Origin of the sequence: Thalassospira sp. GO-4 (genome assembly GCF_023588965.1) — a bacterium.
GTDB classification, from domain to species: Bacteria; Pseudomonadota; Alphaproteobacteria; order Rhodospirillales; family Thalassospiraceae; genus Thalassospira; species Thalassospira povalilytica.
On sequence record NZ_CP097807.1, the window covers coordinates 955,839 to 972,320 of the forward strand.

Genomic DNA, 16,482 nt, shown 5'->3' on the forward strand with positions numbered 1-16,482 from the left:
AACCAATCAATTTATCTGTCAGTCGGCCGAAATTACCACAACGGCATTCGCCAGGGGATATTCGTCCGTCAGGGTCACATACACCGAAGCAGTTTTCCCGTCCGGGGTTAATTCGTTCAATCGCGCCAGCGCCCCATCAACGAGGACCATGTCCGGCTTGCCGCTTGGTTGATGTACCACACCCATCGTGTTGTGATAAACACCCCGGCGAAACCCGGTACCAAGTGCCTTTGAACAGGCTTCCTTTGCAGCAAACGCCATCGCAAACGATGATGCGGTCCGATGCGGCTTTCGAATTGCGCGGGCAATTTCAACGTCGGTGAAAACACGCTTCATGAAACGCTCCCCATGGCGTTCCAGCGCGGTTTCAATTCGACGGATATCACACAAATCCGTGCCGATCCCAATGATCATTTCACATTACTCGTCTGACCGCGTGCGGCATCCATCAAACGACGCATTTCGGCAATCGCCGCTTCAAGCCCGACAAACACCGCTTCGCCAATCAGGAAATGCCCGATATTCAGTTCGGCAATTTCGGGCATTCCAGCAATCGGTTCGACCGTTTCGAAGTTAAGCCCATGCCCGGCATGAATTTCAAGCCCGATCCCTGCCCCGTATGTCACGGCATTGCGGATACGTTCAAGTTCATGGGCACGGTCTGCGTCATTTTCAGCATCGCAATAGGCGCCGGTATGGATTTCGACAACCGGCGCGCCAAGACTTTTGGCAGCATCAAGCTGATCTTTGGAGGCTTCGATAAACAGCGACACACGGATACCCGCATCGCCCAGTTCCGACACAAACCGTTTAAGGTGATTGTGGCCGCCTACAACATCCAGACCCCCTTCTGTGGTTCGTTCTTCACGCTTTTCCGGCACCAGACATACAGCATGAGGCTTGGTCGCCAGCGCAATCGCCAGCATTTCGTCAGTTGCTGCCATCTCGAAATTAAGGGGCAGATCAATTTCATTGCGCAGTCGCTTCATATCCTCGTCACGGATATGGCGGCGATCTTCGCGCAGATGCGCGGTAATGCCATCGGCACCAGCAGCCTTTGCAAGGGCAGCGGCCCGCACGGGATCAGGACTATTGCCACCACGCGCATTTCGAATGGTCGCAACATGATCGATATTAACGCCGAGCCGAAGTTTCGAACTCATGGGGTTTCATCCTGCTTTTTGGTGGCACTCTTTGCAGCACTGCCAATTTTTTCCTTGGCACTTTCAAGCATGGGACCAATCCCGTGCCGCTCCGATTTTTTCATCCGGCGCAAGATCCGGTTATGCCGGTAAATGATAACCGCCCGACGCACCGGGAAATAGAACAGCGCCCAGACCACGATTGAAGTCGGCACACATCCCACCAGCATCGGCCAGATGATATCAACGATGCTGCTCCAAAGCTGGCCAAGCGTCTGGTGATCCGCAGGATCCCAATGCCCGAAGATCAGCCCGCCCCCGACATAGCTAAGTCCCAGAACCACAAAGTCCCACAGAACAGCCATGTCGAAATGAACAGCGACACTCGATTCATCAACACCCAGCATCCAGTTGCCGCAGGTATACAGCCACAACCAGATAAACGGAAATGTCCAGGGGTTCCCGACAACCGTCCCCAAAAGGGATGCAACCACATTGCTGCGCGTCAACAGGCTGATCAGGGCCGAAACAACAAAATGGAACCCGATAAACGGCGTAAAAGACACAGCGGCACCGATCGCAAAGCCCGACGCAATGCTGTAAGGCGTTCCGGGCAAACGTGCGACACGATGTGCAAAATACTGTGAAGAACGACGCCACCCGCCACGCGGCCAGACTACGTTACGTACTCGTTGCAAAGATGATGGTTTAATGCGGCGCCGAAACATGCGGGTCAGTTCTGGAACAAATCAGGTAACGCAATAAAAAGTCGAGGCATATGGGTAAGTGCTGACTGCGCGCTTGGCAAGGTTTTTACGCGTTTCTCACCTAAAAGATGATTGGGTTCACAGCCCGCCATTATCCGCGCGCGCGCTCAACGGCATTTACCACCGGTGTCGCCCGCAGGGCTGCGATGATATTGGTCAGGTGTTTGACATCGACAACGTCGATATCAATCAGCATTTCGAAGAAGTCCGTCGTGCGATTGGTAAAGCGAAGATTGGTAATGTTGCCATGGTTCTTGGCAATCACACTGGTAATCGAACTGAGCGCCCCCTGCTCGTGTCCGACCGTCAAGCCCAGACGTCCGATGAAATGTTCGGGTTCACCGTCATTGTCCCAACCAACATCAAGCCAGCGTTCCGGCTGCTCGGTAAATGTTTCAAGCGTATCGCAATCAATCGTATGGATTGTCACGCCCTTGCCGGTTGTAACAATCCCGACAATGCGGTCACCGGGCAACGGATGACAGCAGCCGGCATAATGCACAGCCATCCCGGGAATAAGGCCCTTGATCGGAATGGCGTGGTCATGTTTGCGCGCCCGGACCTTTTCAAGCGGGACAACCTTGCGCGCGGTTTCCTTGTCCTTGGAGCCCGGGAAGACCGCATGAACAACTTCGCGGCCGGTATGGTGGCCCGCACCAACCAGCGTCAGAAGCGCATCGACAGATGGCTGCTTGAAGATCTTGAGAACGCCTTCAATCGCCTTGTCGGAATAATCATAGCCTTCCTGACGGAATGCCTTTTGCAGGATCGCCTTGCCAAGATCCTTGTACTGGTCTTCCTGCTGCTGACGGATGAAACGGCGAATGCGCGCCCGCGCCTTCCCGGTAACAACAAACCGTTCCCAGGTCGGATTCGGCGTTTGCGCCTTTGATGTGACGATTTCGACCTGATCACCGTTATTGAGCACAGTGCGCAACGGCACCATCGCGCCATTGACCTTGGCCCCCACACAGGTGTCCCCGATATGGGTATGGATCATATAAGCGAAATCAACCGGGGTCGCACGTGCCGGCAGGGCGATCACGTCGCCCTTCGGACTGAAACAGAAGACCTGATCCTGGAACATCGCAAGCTTGGTATGTTCAAGGAATTCTTCGGGTTCCGACGCATGTTCAAGAATATCCAGAAGATCACGCAGCCAGCGATACTGAACACCTTCTTTTTGCTGTCCTGTCGGGGCTTCCTGCTTATAGGCCCAGTGCGCGGCCACACCGTTTTCGTTGACCTCGTGCATCTGGCGGGTACGAATTTGCACCTCGATCCGATGGTTTTCGGGGCCGAGAACCGTGGTGTGGATCGAACGATACCCGTTGGGCTTTGGGGTCGATATGTAATCCTTGAACCGGCCCGGCACCACCTTGTAATTGGCATGCATATAGCCAAGAACTTCGTAACATTCGGGCATGTCATCGACCAGAACACGGAATGCCATGATATCTGACAGCTCGCCAAACGTGATGTTCTTGCGCTGCATTTTTTGCCAGATCGAATATGGACGTTTTTCACGCCCGTAAATATCGACCTTCAATCCCTGCCGCGAAATGACTTCCTTGAGCTCCGAGACAATGCGGCTGACAACATTGTCATCCTTTTCGCGCAGGAATTCCAAACGCGCCAGAATGGAATCACGGGCCTCGGGATTGATATGCTGGAAGGCAAGATCTTCGAGCTCTTCCTTGATGTCATGCATACCGATACGCTCGGCAAGCGGTGCATAAATCTCAAGCGTTTCAGCCGCAATACGCACGCGTTTTTCCGGCTTCGAGATATAATGCAGGGTCCGCATGTTATGCAAACGGTCCGCCAGCTTCACAAGAAGAACACGGATATCTTCCGACATCGCAAGCAGCAACTTGCGGAAGTTCTCTGCCTGTTTGGAATCTGCCGATTTCAGCTCGATCTGGGTCAGCTTGGTCACACCATCGACCAGCTTCATGATGTTGGTCCCGAAAAGCTTGGTGATTTCTTCGGGGGTGGCATCGGTATCTTCGATGGTATCGTGCAGCAATGCTGTGATGATCGTGTCACAGTCGAGCTTGTAATTGGTCAGAATGCCCGCGACTTCGATCGGGTGGGAAAAATACGGGTCGCCGGACGCACGCTTCTGCGAACCGTGTTTTTGGGTTGCATAAACATATGCCCGGTTCAGCGTTGTTTCACACGCATCCGGATCATAGGCTTTCACCCGTTCAACAAGTTCGTATTGGCGCATCATTCAGGGGCATCTCCGTATAGTCCAAGCAGGGCTCATGACCGAGCCCTTACATAAGATAGTACGATTTAGACAAAAAAAAGCCACGGAAGATGAATACCGTGGCTTTTCTTTTCAAACGGGCTCAGATCAATATCAATCTGGCCTTATTCATCTTCTGACGGAAGCACAACACCAGCCGATGCGTCTTCGACAGCTTCTGCGACCAGTTTCGGACCGAAATCGTCTTCGGCTTCTTCCGGCTCGTCAGTTTCAACATGCCGCTGCAGACCCTGCACCATGCCGTTGCGCAGATCGTCGAAATCGACTTTTTCTTCGGCGATTTCACGCAGCGCAACAACCGGGTTCTTGTCGTTATCACGATCAATGGTCAGTTCTGCACCGGCCGAGATGTTGCGTGCACGCTGAGCTGCAAGCATAACAAGCTCAAAGCGGTTCGGAATCTTGTCAACGCAATCTTCGACGGTAACGCGCGCCATAAATGTCTCCAGAAATACTTTTGGGGTGTCCAGACCGACCTATATAACGCCGGATCTTCTGTGTTGCAACAGCGAAACCGCTTATTGGCGCAGGTTTTCGCACGCTTTTTCGTCAGTCCGCCTGCTTTCTGATCTGCTGATCTTCGGGCAGCTCCGAAATCAGATCTTCTACCGTGCGCCCGATCACCGGATGCACCCAGTCACCCGCAACATCGCGCAAAGGCAACAGAACAAAGGCGCGTTCAGCCATCCGGGGATGGGGAACCTGAATGCCGCCCTCCTCACGAACCTGTTCGCGGCCATAGGCAATCAGATCAAGATCAATCACACGCGCCGCATTGCGTTCGCGGCGCACCCGACCGAATTCGGCCTCCACTTCATGAAGACGCGCCAGCAGATCATGGGCAGAGAGCTTTGTCGAAATTTTTGCCACCCCGTTCACATACCAAGGCTGGTCAGAGATCGGAACGGGTGCTGTCTCGTAAAAGGACGACACCGCGTCGATCAAAATATCACCATCCTGCATTAAACGCTGCAACGCGGCTTTCAATGTTTGTGCAGGCGCACCATATTCTTCCGTAGGCAGATTGGCACCAAACGCAATCAGAATGGCGTCATCCGACGGTGTGCTGGTGGTCGATGGTGACAGCGTGCTCACAAGGCAGACTTTCAGTTCGGTGGATATTTGTTGGTTCAACGAGCAACGGCTTGTTCGCCAGCTGCGCGAAAGACGGCATATCTAAGGGAGCCATCATACTCTGTCTACGATATTTTCGCCTTTCTTTGTCCCTCTGCCCACGGTAGATATTGAGAGTTCCGTATTTTTGGAACTGCATAATTAAATTTGATGTTTGAGGAATTTCAGGATGATTTTTTACCCGCAGGAACGCATCGGGCTGTTCATTGACGGCTCGAACCTTTATGCCGCGGCGCGGTCCCTTGGTTTTGATATTGATTACAAACGCTTACTCGATCTTTTTGCCCAAAAAGGTCAACTGATCCGGGCCTTCTACTATACCGCCCTTATCGAAGATCAGGAATATTCCCCGATCCGTCCGCTTGTCGACTGGCTTGATTATAACGGCTACACCATGGTCACCAAACCGACCAAGGAGTTCACCGATGCTGCCGGTCGCCGCAAGATCAAGGGCAACATGGATATCGAGCTGGCAATTGACGTCATGGAAATGGCGCAACACCTTGATCATGTTGTCATTTTCTCGGGCGACGGTGATTTCCGCCGTCTGGTTGATGCTGTACAGCGCAAAGGCGTTCGCGTCACGGTCGTATCGACGGTCAAATCCAATCCGCCGATGGTCGCAGACGAGCTGCGGCGCCAGGCTGACAACTTTATCGAGCTGACCGAGCTCGAAGGAACGATCGCGCGCAAGGTTCAGCAACGCCGCGATGGCGATCATCCCGATATCGACGATCACCCCGCTCACCCGGAACTTGACGATTTCGATTTCGAGTAAGAAAACCCGAATTCGCCCGGAAATACACCCAAAATACGCCCAACGTGATCACGACCGGTTACGGTCCCAACCGTAACCGGCAAGCATGTCAGAATTACCATGACCGCCTATCTGCAACCCGACATTGATTGTCAGCTTTGTCCGCGACTGGTCGAATTCCGGCGCGCCAATCAGGAAAAGTTTCCGCATTTCTATAACGGCCCGGTCCGCCCGTTCGGCCCCCTGAATGCGCGATTGCTGATTGTCGGACTGGCGCCGGGTCTTAAGGGGGCCAACGCCACCGGGCGTCCGTTTACCGGCGACTATGCCGGGGACCTTTTGTATGACACGCTTAAAAAGTTCGGCTTTGCCAGGGGCACCTATGACAAGCGACCTGACGACGGGCTTGAATTGCTTGATTGTCGCATCACCAATGCGGTGAAATGCGTCCCGCCGGAAAACAAACCGACCGGACCGGAAGCCAATGCCTGTCGCCCTTTTCTGATCAGCGAATTTGATGCGATGGAAAACCTTTCGGCCATTTTGTGCCTTGGTCAGGTTGCCCATCAGGCGATGCTCAGGACATTTGGCCTTAAGCTTTCATCGCTTAAATTTGGCCATGGCGCATCTCATAAAATGGAAAATGGCATCACATTGTTTGATAGCTATCACTGTTCGCGCTACAACACCCAGACTTATCGCCTGACGCCAGAGATGTTTGAAAACGTCTTTGCCGACATCCGCGCACATCTGGACGGTTAATTTGCCTGATACATCGCCCATGAACGACCTGCTCGACCGACCCGTACAACGTCTGCCGATAGACGTCCTGCGCGAGGTATTCGGTTATGACAGTTTTCGCGGCCAGCAGGCTGAAATCATTGATCATGTGATTGCTGGCAATGATGCGCTGGTACTGATGCCCACCGGTGGCGGCAAATCATTATGCTATCAGGTCCCTGCCCTGTGCCGTTCGGGTACCGCTGTTGTGGTGTCACCACTGATCGCGCTTATGAAGGATCAGGTCGACGCCCTTAATCAGCTTGGCGTCAAGGCGGCCTTTATCAATTCGACCCTGGCCCCGGAAGCCGCCCGCGAGATCGAGGCCCGCGCCGTTGATGGCGATATTGATCTTCTTTATGTCGCACCGGAACGTTTTGCGACCGACCGGTTCCTTAATCTGCTTGATCGCATCAGCATTTCCTTGTTTGCGATTGACGAAGCACACTGCGTTTCGCAATGGGGGCATGATTTCCGCCCGGAATACCGTCGGCTTGATCTTTTGCCGACGCGCTTTGCCCATGTACCGCGCATCGCCCTTACCGCGACTGCCGATACACCGACCCGCAAGGACATTGCCGAAAACCTGCATCTGACCGATGCCAAATGCTTCATTACCGGCTTTGACCGTCCCAATATCACCTATCGCATTGAAACCAAGGGCAACGCCAAGCAGCGCCTGCTGTCGTTCCTCAATCGTGAACATGCCGAAGATGCCGGGATTGTCTATTGCCTGTCACGCCGCAAGACCGAAGATGTCGCGCAATGGCTAACCGATAACGGTCGCCCTGCCTTGCCCTATCATGCGGGCCTGACACAGGAAACGCGCCAGCTCCATCAGGATCGCTTCCTGCGTGAAGATGGCATGATCATTTGTGCGACTGTGGCCTTTGGCATGGGCATCGACAAACCCAACGTGCGCTTTGTTGCGCATTTGAACCTGCCCAAAAGCATGGAAGCCTATTATCAGGAAACCGGGCGTGCAGGCCGTGACGGACTTCCAGCCAATGCCTGGATGAATTACGACCTTTCAGACATCGTTTCGATCCGCAGCATGGTGGCAAGTTCCGACGCGCCCGAAGCCCAGAAACGCATTGAATCGCGCAAGCTTGATGCGCTGGTCGGACTTGCAGAAACCACCAAATGCCGTCGCCAGGTCATCCTGTCCTATTTTGGCGAAGATCAACATCAGCCCTGTGGCAATTGCGATACCTGTCTTGAGCCGGTTGAAACATGGGATGCCACCGATGCGTCTCGCAAGGCGCTTTCAGCGGTCTATCGGACAGGTCAACGGTTTGGCCCGGCCCATGTGATCGAAGTTCTGATGGGCCGCAAAACCGAAAAAATTCGCCAGAACGGCCATGATCAGCTCTCGGTTTATGCAATTGGCAAGGATATCCCACAACCGCAATGGCGATCGGTTTTCCGTCAGCTTCTTGCCATGGGATATTTGCAGGTCGATGTCGAAGGGCATGGCGGTGTTTACCTGACCGAGGAATCACGGCCGGTCCTGCGCGGTGAAAAAGTTGTCGAAATGCGCAAGGACCCGGGCGAAAGCAAACGCGCCATGACGCGGCGCCTGCGCGATTTCGATACCGAATTTGAAAACGAGGAAGACCGCGATCTTTGGGAACGGTTGCGTACCATGCGCCGCGAATTGGCCACCAGCCAGAATGTCCCGCCCTATGTCATCTTCAGCGACCGGACACTTTGGGAAATGGTGCGTTTCAAACCCCGCACACTCGAAGACATGGCGTCCATTAACGGCGTTGGGGTCAAGAAACTAGATCAGTATGGGCTGGCGTTTCTTGATGTGATGGACGGGCGGCGCTAACAGCCGCCCGAAAATTTGGCATCAGGCCCTAGTGCCCTGACAGCTGTGCTTTGATGGCGTCAACAATCACATCATCGCCCGGTTTCACGCGTGTATCAAAACTGGCCACCAACTGCCCGTTTCGCCCGATCAGATATTTGTGAAAGTTCCAGTTTGGCGCCTTATCCGCGCCCAGCACATCAATCGCCCATTTGTAAAACGGATGTGCATCGGCCCCTGACACCGTGGTTTTTGATGTCATCGGGAAATCGACATCAAAATTGACTTCGCAGAATTCCTGAATGGCGGCATCTTCCGCATATTCCTGACCGCCGAAATCGCCTGACGGCATACCGATCACGACCAGCCCGTCATCGCGGTAATCATCCCACAATTTTTGCAGGCCGGTATATTGCGGGGTGAACCCGCACATTGATGCCGTATTCACCAACAGAATGACCTTGCCCTGATAATCGGCAAGATGAAGTTCCCCGCCAATGATGGACGGGAATGAAAAGTCATACGCCGTTTTTGCATCTTCCGATGCCATGGTTCCTCTCCAGGAAAAAATGACCGTAATCACTGCAAGCACGCATAATACAGTGAAATGCCGACCCTTTTCAATTTGAGGAAAACACCTAGCCATATCGTTCCTCGGTCCAGGGATCGGCATTATTGTGATATCCGCGTTCTTCCCAGAATCCCGGTGCGTCTTCTTTGACAAACCGGATTTCGCGCACCCATTTGGTGCTTTTCCAGAAATACAGCTTGGGAATGACAACTCGGACCGGACCACCATGTTCTTCGCTTAACGGTTCGTCGTTCCAGTGATGGGCAATCAGGACGTCTTCATCAAGAAACTGATCAATCCTCACATTTGTGGTGTATCCGTCATGTGCCGTAAACAGGACATGTTTGACATCAGGATGCGGCCTGACCATTTCCGCCAATGTTAGCGCTAACACACCCTGCCAGTCATTGTCATATCGCGACCAGCTGGTCACACAATGAATGTCATTGCGCGCCCGGACATTTGGTAGATCAAGCAGATCCACAAACCCGAGCGACAGCGGATTTTCAACCAGTCCGGTAATATCAAGCCTGAAGTCATCTGCACTGACATGGGGCGTGATGCCCAGATCAAGCACCGGCCAATCCTTTACCAGCCGCTGCCCGGGCGGCAGGCGGTTTTCGCGTGCGGCATCGGATGTCCCGGTCAGTAAACGACCATCTTTGGCCCATTTGCGCTTGGCCTCGATCAGCTTGTCTTTGATTTTTCCAGAAAAACTTTGCGTCACCGCTTTCTCCCTTGTCACAAGCTGATACGAAAAATGGCGCTGACATGTTCACCATGACAACGCCATTTAATCATAAAACCGGTCGCAAAAGGCAATTCACTTCCGCGCGATAACCCGGGCCTTGTTCTGCAATTAGCCGAAGTCGCGCATAATACGCGCCTTGTCACGTTGCCAGTCACGTTCCTTGACCGCTTCGCGTTTGTCGGCCTTTTTCTTGCCTTCGGCAATGGCGAGTTCCAGCTTCGCGATCCCGCGTTCATTGAAATACAATTTGACCGGAACAAGGGTAAAACCCTTTTTGTTCAAGGCATCATGCATTTTGGCGATTTCGCGTTTGTGCAACAGCAATTTGCGCGGACGGCGTTCTTCGTGACCGAACGGCATCTTGCTTTGGTATTCGGGAATATATGCGTTGATCAGCCAGACTTCGTCATTCTTGGCTTCGGCATAGGATTCCTGAATATTGCCCTTGCCATCGCGGAGCGATTTGACCTCGGTCCCGCGCAAAACGATCCCGGCTTCGAATGTTTCCGTCAGGAAATAATCAAAGCGCGCGCGTCGGTTTTGCGCAACGACCTTATTGTTATCTGTTTCTTTCTTCGGTGCCATAAGACGCTAATTATCGCTTAGTGGCCGAGCAGTCCGGCACCCTTAAGCGCGGCTTCGACCTTGCGTTTGGATTCATCGGCGATCTCGACCATCGGCAGGCGCATGTGGCTGCCACAAAGGCCAAGCAATTCAGCCGCGTATTTGACCGGTCCCGGGCTTGCTTCGCAGAACATTGCCTTGTGAACCGGCATCAGACGGTAGTTCAACTCCTGAACCTTGGCAATGTTCCCGGCAGCCCAGGCCGCATGCAATTCTGCACACAGCTTCGGCGCAATGTTCGACGTTACCGAAATACAGCCATGCCCACCCTGCGCCAGGAACGGAACGATGGTGCCGTCTTCGCCCGACAGCTGGCAGAAATCAGCACCGGCCGCCAGACGGGTCAGTGCCGGACGTTCCAGATCGCTGGTCGCATCCTTGACACCAACGATACGCGGCAGTTTTGCCAGTTCGGCCATGGTCGCGACGCTCATATCAACAATCGAGCGACCCGGAATGTTATAGATGACAATCGGGATATCGGTTGCATCATGAACGGCCTTGTAATGTGCATACAGGCCCTTTTGGGTCGGCTTGTTATAATAAGGCGTTACAACAAGTGCGGCATCCGCACCGGCATTCTGCGCATGGCGCGTCAGCGAAACGGCTTCTGCGGTCGAGTTGGAACCGGTTCCGGCAATTACCGGGCCACGGCCCTTGGCAACTTCGAGTGCCAGTTCAACAACACGATGATGTTCAGCGTGGCTCAGCGTCGGGGATTCACCAGTGGTTCCGACAGGCACCACACCTGTCGTGCCCTGTTTAAGCTGCCAATCCACAAAAGACTGGAACGCCTTTTCATCAATCGCACCATCTTGCGTGAACGGTGTGATCAAAGCTGTGATTGAACCCTTAAACATGGAGATCTCCAAACATTGGATATATTGAAAGCGGTCGCGAAAATAGCGGCTGTTCGCCAATCCCGCAAGCACTGTATACATTAATCGAAAGGAACTGTAATCGGGGTTGCAATTTCCCTTCAGGACTGTTTGGCTTTTCCGTATTTCACTGTCATAATGCGCCGGTCTAGAGTGCATTCGCTGCCGTCAGGCAAAGGGGACAATTACATGGCGCAAGCGTCTTTCCGCAGAGTTTCAGTCTGCGCATTGGCACTGGGCTTTTCGATATTGATGCCAACAGGTCATCTGGCACAGGCCGCAGCAAACGAAGATAGCATTCTTCTGATGCAGCCGCCCTCGCCGACCTATTCGGCTGTCAGTCGCGCGCGTTTGAACGCATTCCTTGATGCCGTCGAAGATGGTCGTACCGAAAGCTTTGAAAAGCTTCTGCCCAATTTCGACGATCCGTTGCTGCAAAAGGCAGCCGAATGGATGTTGCTGACGTCGCCGAATTCCGGCCGCAGCTTTGAAGAACTTACCAATTTTATCGACACCCACCCGACCTGGCCAAGTCAGGCCCTGTTGCGTCAGCGTGCCGAAGAGGCAATGAATGACGCCGTGCCCGATGATGAAATTCTGGCATGGTTCAAACGGTCTGCCCCGGTTACGGCCGATGGTGCAACCCGCCAGATCAAGGCGCTTTTGGGCGCGGGTCAGGAATCGGCGGCCATTGCCCTTGTCCGGACCAGCTGGATCAACGAGAATTTCGGGCGCGGGCAGGAAAAAAGATTTCTGGACCGATATGGCAAATATATCGATCAGGAAACCCATCAGCAGCGTCTTGACCGTCTGTTGTGGGAAGGTCGCCTGACTACCGCGTCACGCACAATGAAATATGTCAGCAATGACTATCGCCTGCTGGCAGAAGCCCGCGCAGCCCTGCGCGCAATGACCGGCGGTGTCGATGCGGCCATCAACCGGGTCCCGAAGAAATATCAGAATGATCCGGGTCTGATTTATGAACGCGTGCGCTGGCGCCGGGTCAAGGACCGCGATCAGGAAGCCCGTGATTTGCTTTTGTCGCAGGCAAACGACCTTGCCTATATCTCGATCCGCCCGCAATACTGGTGGCTTGAAAAGGCCATTCTGGCGCGGCGTGCCTTGCAAAAGGGCCATATCACCGACGCCTATCGTCTGGTTGCCAATCACGGGCAAACCGATCCGGGCGATATTGCGGAAGCCGAATGGTATGCGGGCTGGATCGCGCTGGAATTTCTGGGCGATGCCGACATTGCACTGACCCATTTCCAAAATCTGTATGACGTTGTCCAATACCCGATCAGCCTGTCGCGCGGGGCCTATTGGGCCGGTCGCGCCAATGCAGCCCTTGGCGATGAAAAACGGGCCAAGGAATGGTATGAACTCGCCGCCCAGCATGCGCACACATTCTATGGGCAGCTTGCCATTGATGCGCTTGGCCTGAAACCGTCCTATTCGGTTGAACAGCCGGTGCCGACGGCGGAACAGCGCGCCGCATTTGAAAATCAGGAACTTGTTCAGGTCGTGCGCAAGCTTGGCGCCATCGGGCTTGGCAACATTATCCGGCCATTCATCATGGCGCTGGTCTATGAACATGACGAGCCGGAATACCTTGCTATGGCGACCGACCTTGCCCGCGAATATGGCCGTGCCGACCTTGGCATCATTGCCGCCAAGCGCAGCATTCGCACCGGCAGCGGTTATCTTGATGCCGCCTACCCGATCCATGAACAGGTGCCGCTTGGCCATGCGCCCGATCCGGCACTGGTTCATGCCATCATGCGTCAGGAAAGCCTGTTCAACCCGCAGGCCGTGTCATCCGCAGGTGCCCGCGGTTTGATGCAACTGATGCCGGCCACGGCCAAACGCATGGCAAAGTCACTTGACCTCGATTATGAAACCGACCGGTTGACCGATGACCCGTCCTTCAACATCACATTGGGACGCGCCTATCTCAGCAGGCTTCTTGATCGTTGGGATGGCGCAGAGGCCCTTACGATTGCCAGCTACAACGCCGGTCCGACCCGTGTCCGCCAATGGATCAACGAATATGGTGATCCCCGTGATCCGGAGGTTGATCTGGTCGACTGGATCGAAATGATTCCCTATAGCGAAACCCGCAATTACGTACAGCGCGTAATGGAGGGAACCTATGTCTATCGTCGGCGTTTTGCCCGCGATGAGATTGCAATGGGTCAGAATGAGACACCCGGGCGGGATTGACCTGCCCGGGGCTTCATTTGCGCTTTTGGCCTGATTGCCCATATTTGATCAATACTGCTTGTCAGAAAAGGTCAGCAATATGTCCGAGAATGTACTGTCTTCCTGCCGCGCATTTGTTTTCGATGCATATGGAACGTTGTTTGATGTCGGTTCGGCGGTTGCGAAACTGCGCGATGCCGTCGGTGACGAGGCAGACCGCCTTTCCGCTTTATGGCGTCAGAAACAACTTGAATATACCTGGCTTCGATCCCTGATGGGGGATTTTGCCGATTTCTGGACCGTGACAGGCGATGCGCTTGATTACGCGATGGACCAGACCGGCAAGAAAGATCCGGTTCTGCGCGCCAAACTGATGGAAACATACCTGTCGCTTGATACCTTTCCCGAGGTGGTCGAAACGCTCAACACCCTCAAGGCGCAGGGACATAAGCTTGCCATTCTGTCAAATGGCGCAAAACATATGCTGATTTCAGCTGCCAAATCGTCAGGAATTCTGTCGCTGTTTGACCAGATCATCTGTGTTGACGACCTGAAGACCTATAAACCCCATCCCGATGTTTACCAGCTGGCCGCAGACAAACTTGAACTGGAGCCGGCCGAAATTTCGTTCCAGTCGTCAAATGGCTGGGATATCGCCGGGGCCGGGCATTTCGGTTTCCGCACCGCGTGGATCAACAGAAGCAAGCAACCCAAAGAACGACTGTCGCACGAGGCGGACGTGGTTCTGAGTGGTCTTGATGAATTGTTGCCGCTGCTGTCCAGCCCGGAAAAGGCATAAATCATGTGATGCGGCCCGGTAACCGGGCAAGTTTTGCATACACAATTGAAAAAGGCAGGTCCAATCAGACCTGCCTTTTTGCGTATCTGTGTGGCTTTGCGACAACCGGACCCGTCATCGCGGCACCATCAGCACCATCTTTTTGATGATTATTTGTGTTCTTTTTTCACGTTGGCCGCAACGACCTGGCCGGCCTGAATGACGGTAAGACCGCCTTCTTCAGACACACCTTCAATACGACGGCAATGCCCTTCGATATGGGCGCCCGGTTCGATTGAAAGGCTTTCGTGAAGAATATCACCAATCATACGTGCGGTTTCAGACAGCGAAACATCGCGTGCACGGACCTGGCCGATAACGGCCCCGCAAATCCGGATCTTGTCAGCGACAATTTCGCCGCGCACTTCGCCATGCTGACCGATGGTAAGGGTACGGGTGCGAATGTCACCATTCACAGAACCGTCGACCTGAACATCCGATTCCGAGATCAGATCACCGGTAACCCGGAGATCCGCATTGATAATGGAAAGGCCACCCTTTTTTTCTGCAACCGGGTTGCCGCTTTTAGTTGTTTGTGTCGTCTTGCTCGTTTTTGAAAACATAACGTCCCGCCTCAATAAACTTTAGGGGATTGACCGGCTTGTCATGGACCAAAACCTCGTAGTGTACATGGCTGCCCGTGCTTCGTCCGGTACTTCCCATTAACGCTATTTGATCCTGGTAACGCACTTCGTCGCCCTTCTTGACGAGGACCTTAAATAAGTGTCCATAACGGGTTCTAATGCCGTTCCCGTGATCGAGTTCGACCATCTTCCCGTATTTTCCACTCCATCCTGCATGCACCACCTTACCCGGTGCAGTTGCCAGAATTGGTGTTCTGATCGGCCCGGCAAGATCAACACCGGAATGAAAAGCCCAGCGACCATTGATCGGGTCTTTTCGTTTACCGAACGAGCTCGAAAGATAATAAGACGCGGCAGGTTCCCCGATTGGCGTCTTTTTCAGTCTGTCATGCAGGTTGGCGAGTTGATCCATACGATCACTGAGCGCCATCGCCACATTTACAAATTCCTCGTCCTTGGGATGTTCAGGTTCGAACGCCACGAACGGACCACCGACCCCCGGCTCCTGGGGTTTCATCGGCGGAAGAATAAAGGTTTCCGGCTGCAAACCGGTCATTTCCAGAACGTTTTCCAGCTCAAGGATCGTGTTGTCGGCCGTTTCGGCGACACGCTGCATGGCCTGTTGCTGGACCGTGTGCAAATCGGCAATGCGTTGGCGCGCATCGCTGAGTTCACTTTGAAGTTTTTTGGACCGTTGCAGGGCCTGATCACGTTCACGCATCACACGCGACATGACGGTTTCAACGGTTTCGAGTTCATCGCGCAGCGCAAGGTTACGGTTGGTAATCCCGTCAATCTGCCCCTGAAGCGCGTTCATCTGGTTATCCATCGATGTGCGAAGGGCCGAAATCCGGACTTTTTCCTTCTCGCTGCTGGCGAGTTTGGAAGTGTAATCCTGTACCCGCGCCTGAAGCTGCAGGTTCTTTTCAGCCATCGACAGCAAATTGCGATGGGTATCTTCCATCTGTGCGGTGATTTCGCCGAAACGTCTTTGACTTTCGGTCACACGCGCAATCAGACGATTATAGGAAAGCTCGCTGCGGAAAAGCTGTTCCTCACGCGTTGCAAGACGCTGATCGAGGTACCAACTATAACCAGTTACACCCACCGACCAGATAATGGCCGCGGCTCCGAACGAAGCCAGCGCAAGCTGTCCATATTTTCCAAGACGAAGCTGGTAAACAGAATCATTGGACCGAACAAGAATTTGCCGGTCAGGAAACCATTTATCCACCAAGCGACGCATGCCTTGAAACGCCGACATATTCAGTGTCTAACCCCTAGTTGCCCGTATTCACGCCCGGGTATCCCGGTTGCGTAGAGTTTCTTTGACCCCGCCTGCGACTTATTAATCTTTTTCTTTACG

General features: G+C 53.7%; 17 protein-coding genes. 5 read left to right on the forward strand and 12 right to left on the reverse strand.

The window, feature by feature from the left end:
- Window positions 1-18 precede the first annotated feature (18 nt).
- The 6 genes from acpS to folK all read right to left on the reverse strand — a co-directional run bounded on the left by acpS (window position 19) and on the right by folK (window position 5,279).
- Complete coding sequence (acpS, locus tag M9H61_RS04605; protein ID WP_068518985.1) at window positions 19-414, reverse strand: holo-ACP synthase; 396 nt, start codon at window positions 412-414, stop codon at window positions 19-21.
- Window positions 411-1,163: a pyridoxine 5'-phosphate synthase gene (locus tag M9H61_RS04610; protein ID WP_250283651.1), complete on the reverse strand. Its 753-nt coding sequence runs from the start codon at window positions 1,161-1,163 to the stop codon at window positions 411-413. The genes acpS and M9H61_RS04610 overlap by 4 nt, the downstream gene beginning before the upstream one ends.
- Window positions 1,160-1,870, reverse strand: a complete 711-nt coding sequence (locus M9H61_RS04615) for a DUF2062 domain-containing protein (RefSeq protein WP_114113302.1) — start codon at window positions 1,868-1,870, stop codon at window positions 1,160-1,162. The genes M9H61_RS04610 and M9H61_RS04615 overlap by 4 nt, the downstream gene beginning before the upstream one ends.
- A gap of 130 nt (window positions 1,871-2,000) precedes the next feature.
- Window positions 2,001-4,145, reverse strand: a complete 2,145-nt coding sequence (locus M9H61_RS04620; RefSeq protein WP_068518982.1) for a bifunctional (p)ppGpp synthetase/guanosine-3',5'-bis(diphosphate) 3'-pyrophosphohydrolase — start codon at window positions 4,143-4,145, stop codon at window positions 2,001-2,003.
- 143 nt (window positions 4,146-4,288) lie between these two features.
- Window positions 4,289-4,621, reverse strand: coding sequence for a DNA-directed RNA polymerase subunit omega (gene rpoZ, locus M9H61_RS04625; RefSeq protein WP_068518981.1), 333 nt, complete (start codon window positions 4,619-4,621; stop codon window positions 4,289-4,291).
- Between the two features lie 112 nt (window positions 4,622-4,733).
- The gene (gene folK / locus M9H61_RS04630) at window positions 4,734-5,279 is read right to left on the reverse strand and encodes a 2-amino-4-hydroxy-6-hydroxymethyldihydropteridine diphosphokinase (RefSeq protein WP_250283653.1); all 546 of its coding nucleotides are present in this window, start codon (window positions 5,277-5,279) and stop codon (window positions 4,734-4,736) included.
- Between the two features lie 208 nt (window positions 5,280-5,487).
- On the opposite strand from folK, the gene M9H61_RS04635 reads away from it, so the two are divergent.
- From M9H61_RS04635 to recQ, 3 genes are all read left to right on the forward strand, one after another.
- Window positions 5,488-6,096, forward strand: coding sequence for an NYN domain-containing protein (locus tag M9H61_RS04635; RefSeq protein ID WP_250283655.1), 609 nt, complete (start codon window positions 5,488-5,490; stop codon window positions 6,094-6,096).
- A 99-nt stretch (window positions 6,097-6,195) separates the two neighbouring features.
- The gene (locus tag M9H61_RS04640; protein WP_101246297.1) at window positions 6,196-6,837 is read left to right on the forward strand and encodes a uracil-DNA glycosylase; all 642 of its coding nucleotides are present in this window, start codon (window positions 6,196-6,198) and stop codon (window positions 6,835-6,837) included.
- Between the two features lie 19 nt (window positions 6,838-6,856).
- A complete protein-coding gene (gene recQ, locus M9H61_RS04645; RefSeq protein ID WP_250283657.1) occupies window positions 6,857-8,689 on the forward strand; it encodes a DNA helicase RecQ in 1,833 nt (610 codons plus the stop codon).
- Between the two features lie 28 nt (window positions 8,690-8,717).
- On the opposite strand, the gene M9H61_RS04650 is transcribed toward recQ, so the two are convergent.
- From M9H61_RS04650 to dapA, 4 genes are all read right to left on the reverse strand, one after another.
- Window positions 8,718-9,218 (reverse strand): glutathione peroxidase, encoded by a 501-nt coding sequence (locus M9H61_RS04650; RefSeq protein WP_250283659.1) that lies wholly within the window; start codon window positions 9,216-9,218, stop codon window positions 8,718-8,720.
- An 88-nt stretch (window positions 9,219-9,306) separates the two neighbouring features.
- The gene (locus M9H61_RS04655) at window positions 9,307-9,966 is read right to left on the reverse strand and encodes a sulfite oxidase-like oxidoreductase (RefSeq protein ID WP_250283661.1); all 660 of its coding nucleotides are present in this window, start codon (window positions 9,964-9,966) and stop codon (window positions 9,307-9,309) included.
- A 132-nt stretch (window positions 9,967-10,098) separates the two neighbouring features.
- Window positions 10,099-10,575 (reverse strand): SsrA-binding protein SmpB, encoded by a 477-nt coding sequence (gene smpB, locus M9H61_RS04660; RefSeq protein WP_068518975.1) that lies wholly within the window; start codon window positions 10,573-10,575, stop codon window positions 10,099-10,101.
- Between the two features lie 17 nt (window positions 10,576-10,592).
- Entirely contained in the window at window positions 10,593-11,474 is an 882-nt protein-coding gene (dapA, locus tag M9H61_RS04665) for a 4-hydroxy-tetrahydrodipicolinate synthase (protein WP_068519201.1), read from the reverse strand.
- A gap of 207 nt (window positions 11,475-11,681) precedes the next feature.
- Here dapA and M9H61_RS04670 point away from each other — a divergent pair, with 207 nt between their 5' ends.
- Window positions 11,682-13,715 carry a lytic transglycosylase domain-containing protein gene (locus M9H61_RS04670; protein WP_250283663.1) on the forward strand — a complete coding sequence of 678 codons (2,034 nt, stop codon included), beginning with the start codon at window positions 11,682-11,684 and terminating at the stop codon, window positions 13,713-13,715.
- Between the two features lie 79 nt (window positions 13,716-13,794).
- On the forward strand, window positions 13,795-14,493 hold the full coding sequence (locus M9H61_RS04675; protein WP_250283665.1) for a haloacid dehalogenase type II: 699 nt from the start codon (window positions 13,795-13,797) through the stop codon (window positions 14,491-14,493).
- 149 nt (window positions 14,494-14,642) lie between these two features.
- Here M9H61_RS04675 and M9H61_RS04680 read toward each other — a convergent pair whose 3' ends face one another.
- Both M9H61_RS04680 and M9H61_RS04685 read right to left on the reverse strand, forming a co-directional pair.
- Complete coding sequence (locus M9H61_RS04680; protein WP_068518973.1) at window positions 14,643-15,095, reverse strand: polymer-forming cytoskeletal protein; 453 nt, start codon at window positions 15,093-15,095, stop codon at window positions 14,643-14,645.
- Window positions 15,058-16,362 (reverse strand): M23 family metallopeptidase, encoded by a 1,305-nt coding sequence (locus tag M9H61_RS04685; RefSeq protein ID WP_250283667.1) that lies wholly within the window; start codon window positions 16,360-16,362, stop codon window positions 15,058-15,060. The genes M9H61_RS04680 and M9H61_RS04685 overlap by 38 nt, the downstream gene beginning before the upstream one ends.
- Window positions 16,363-16,482 lie beyond the last annotated feature (120 nt).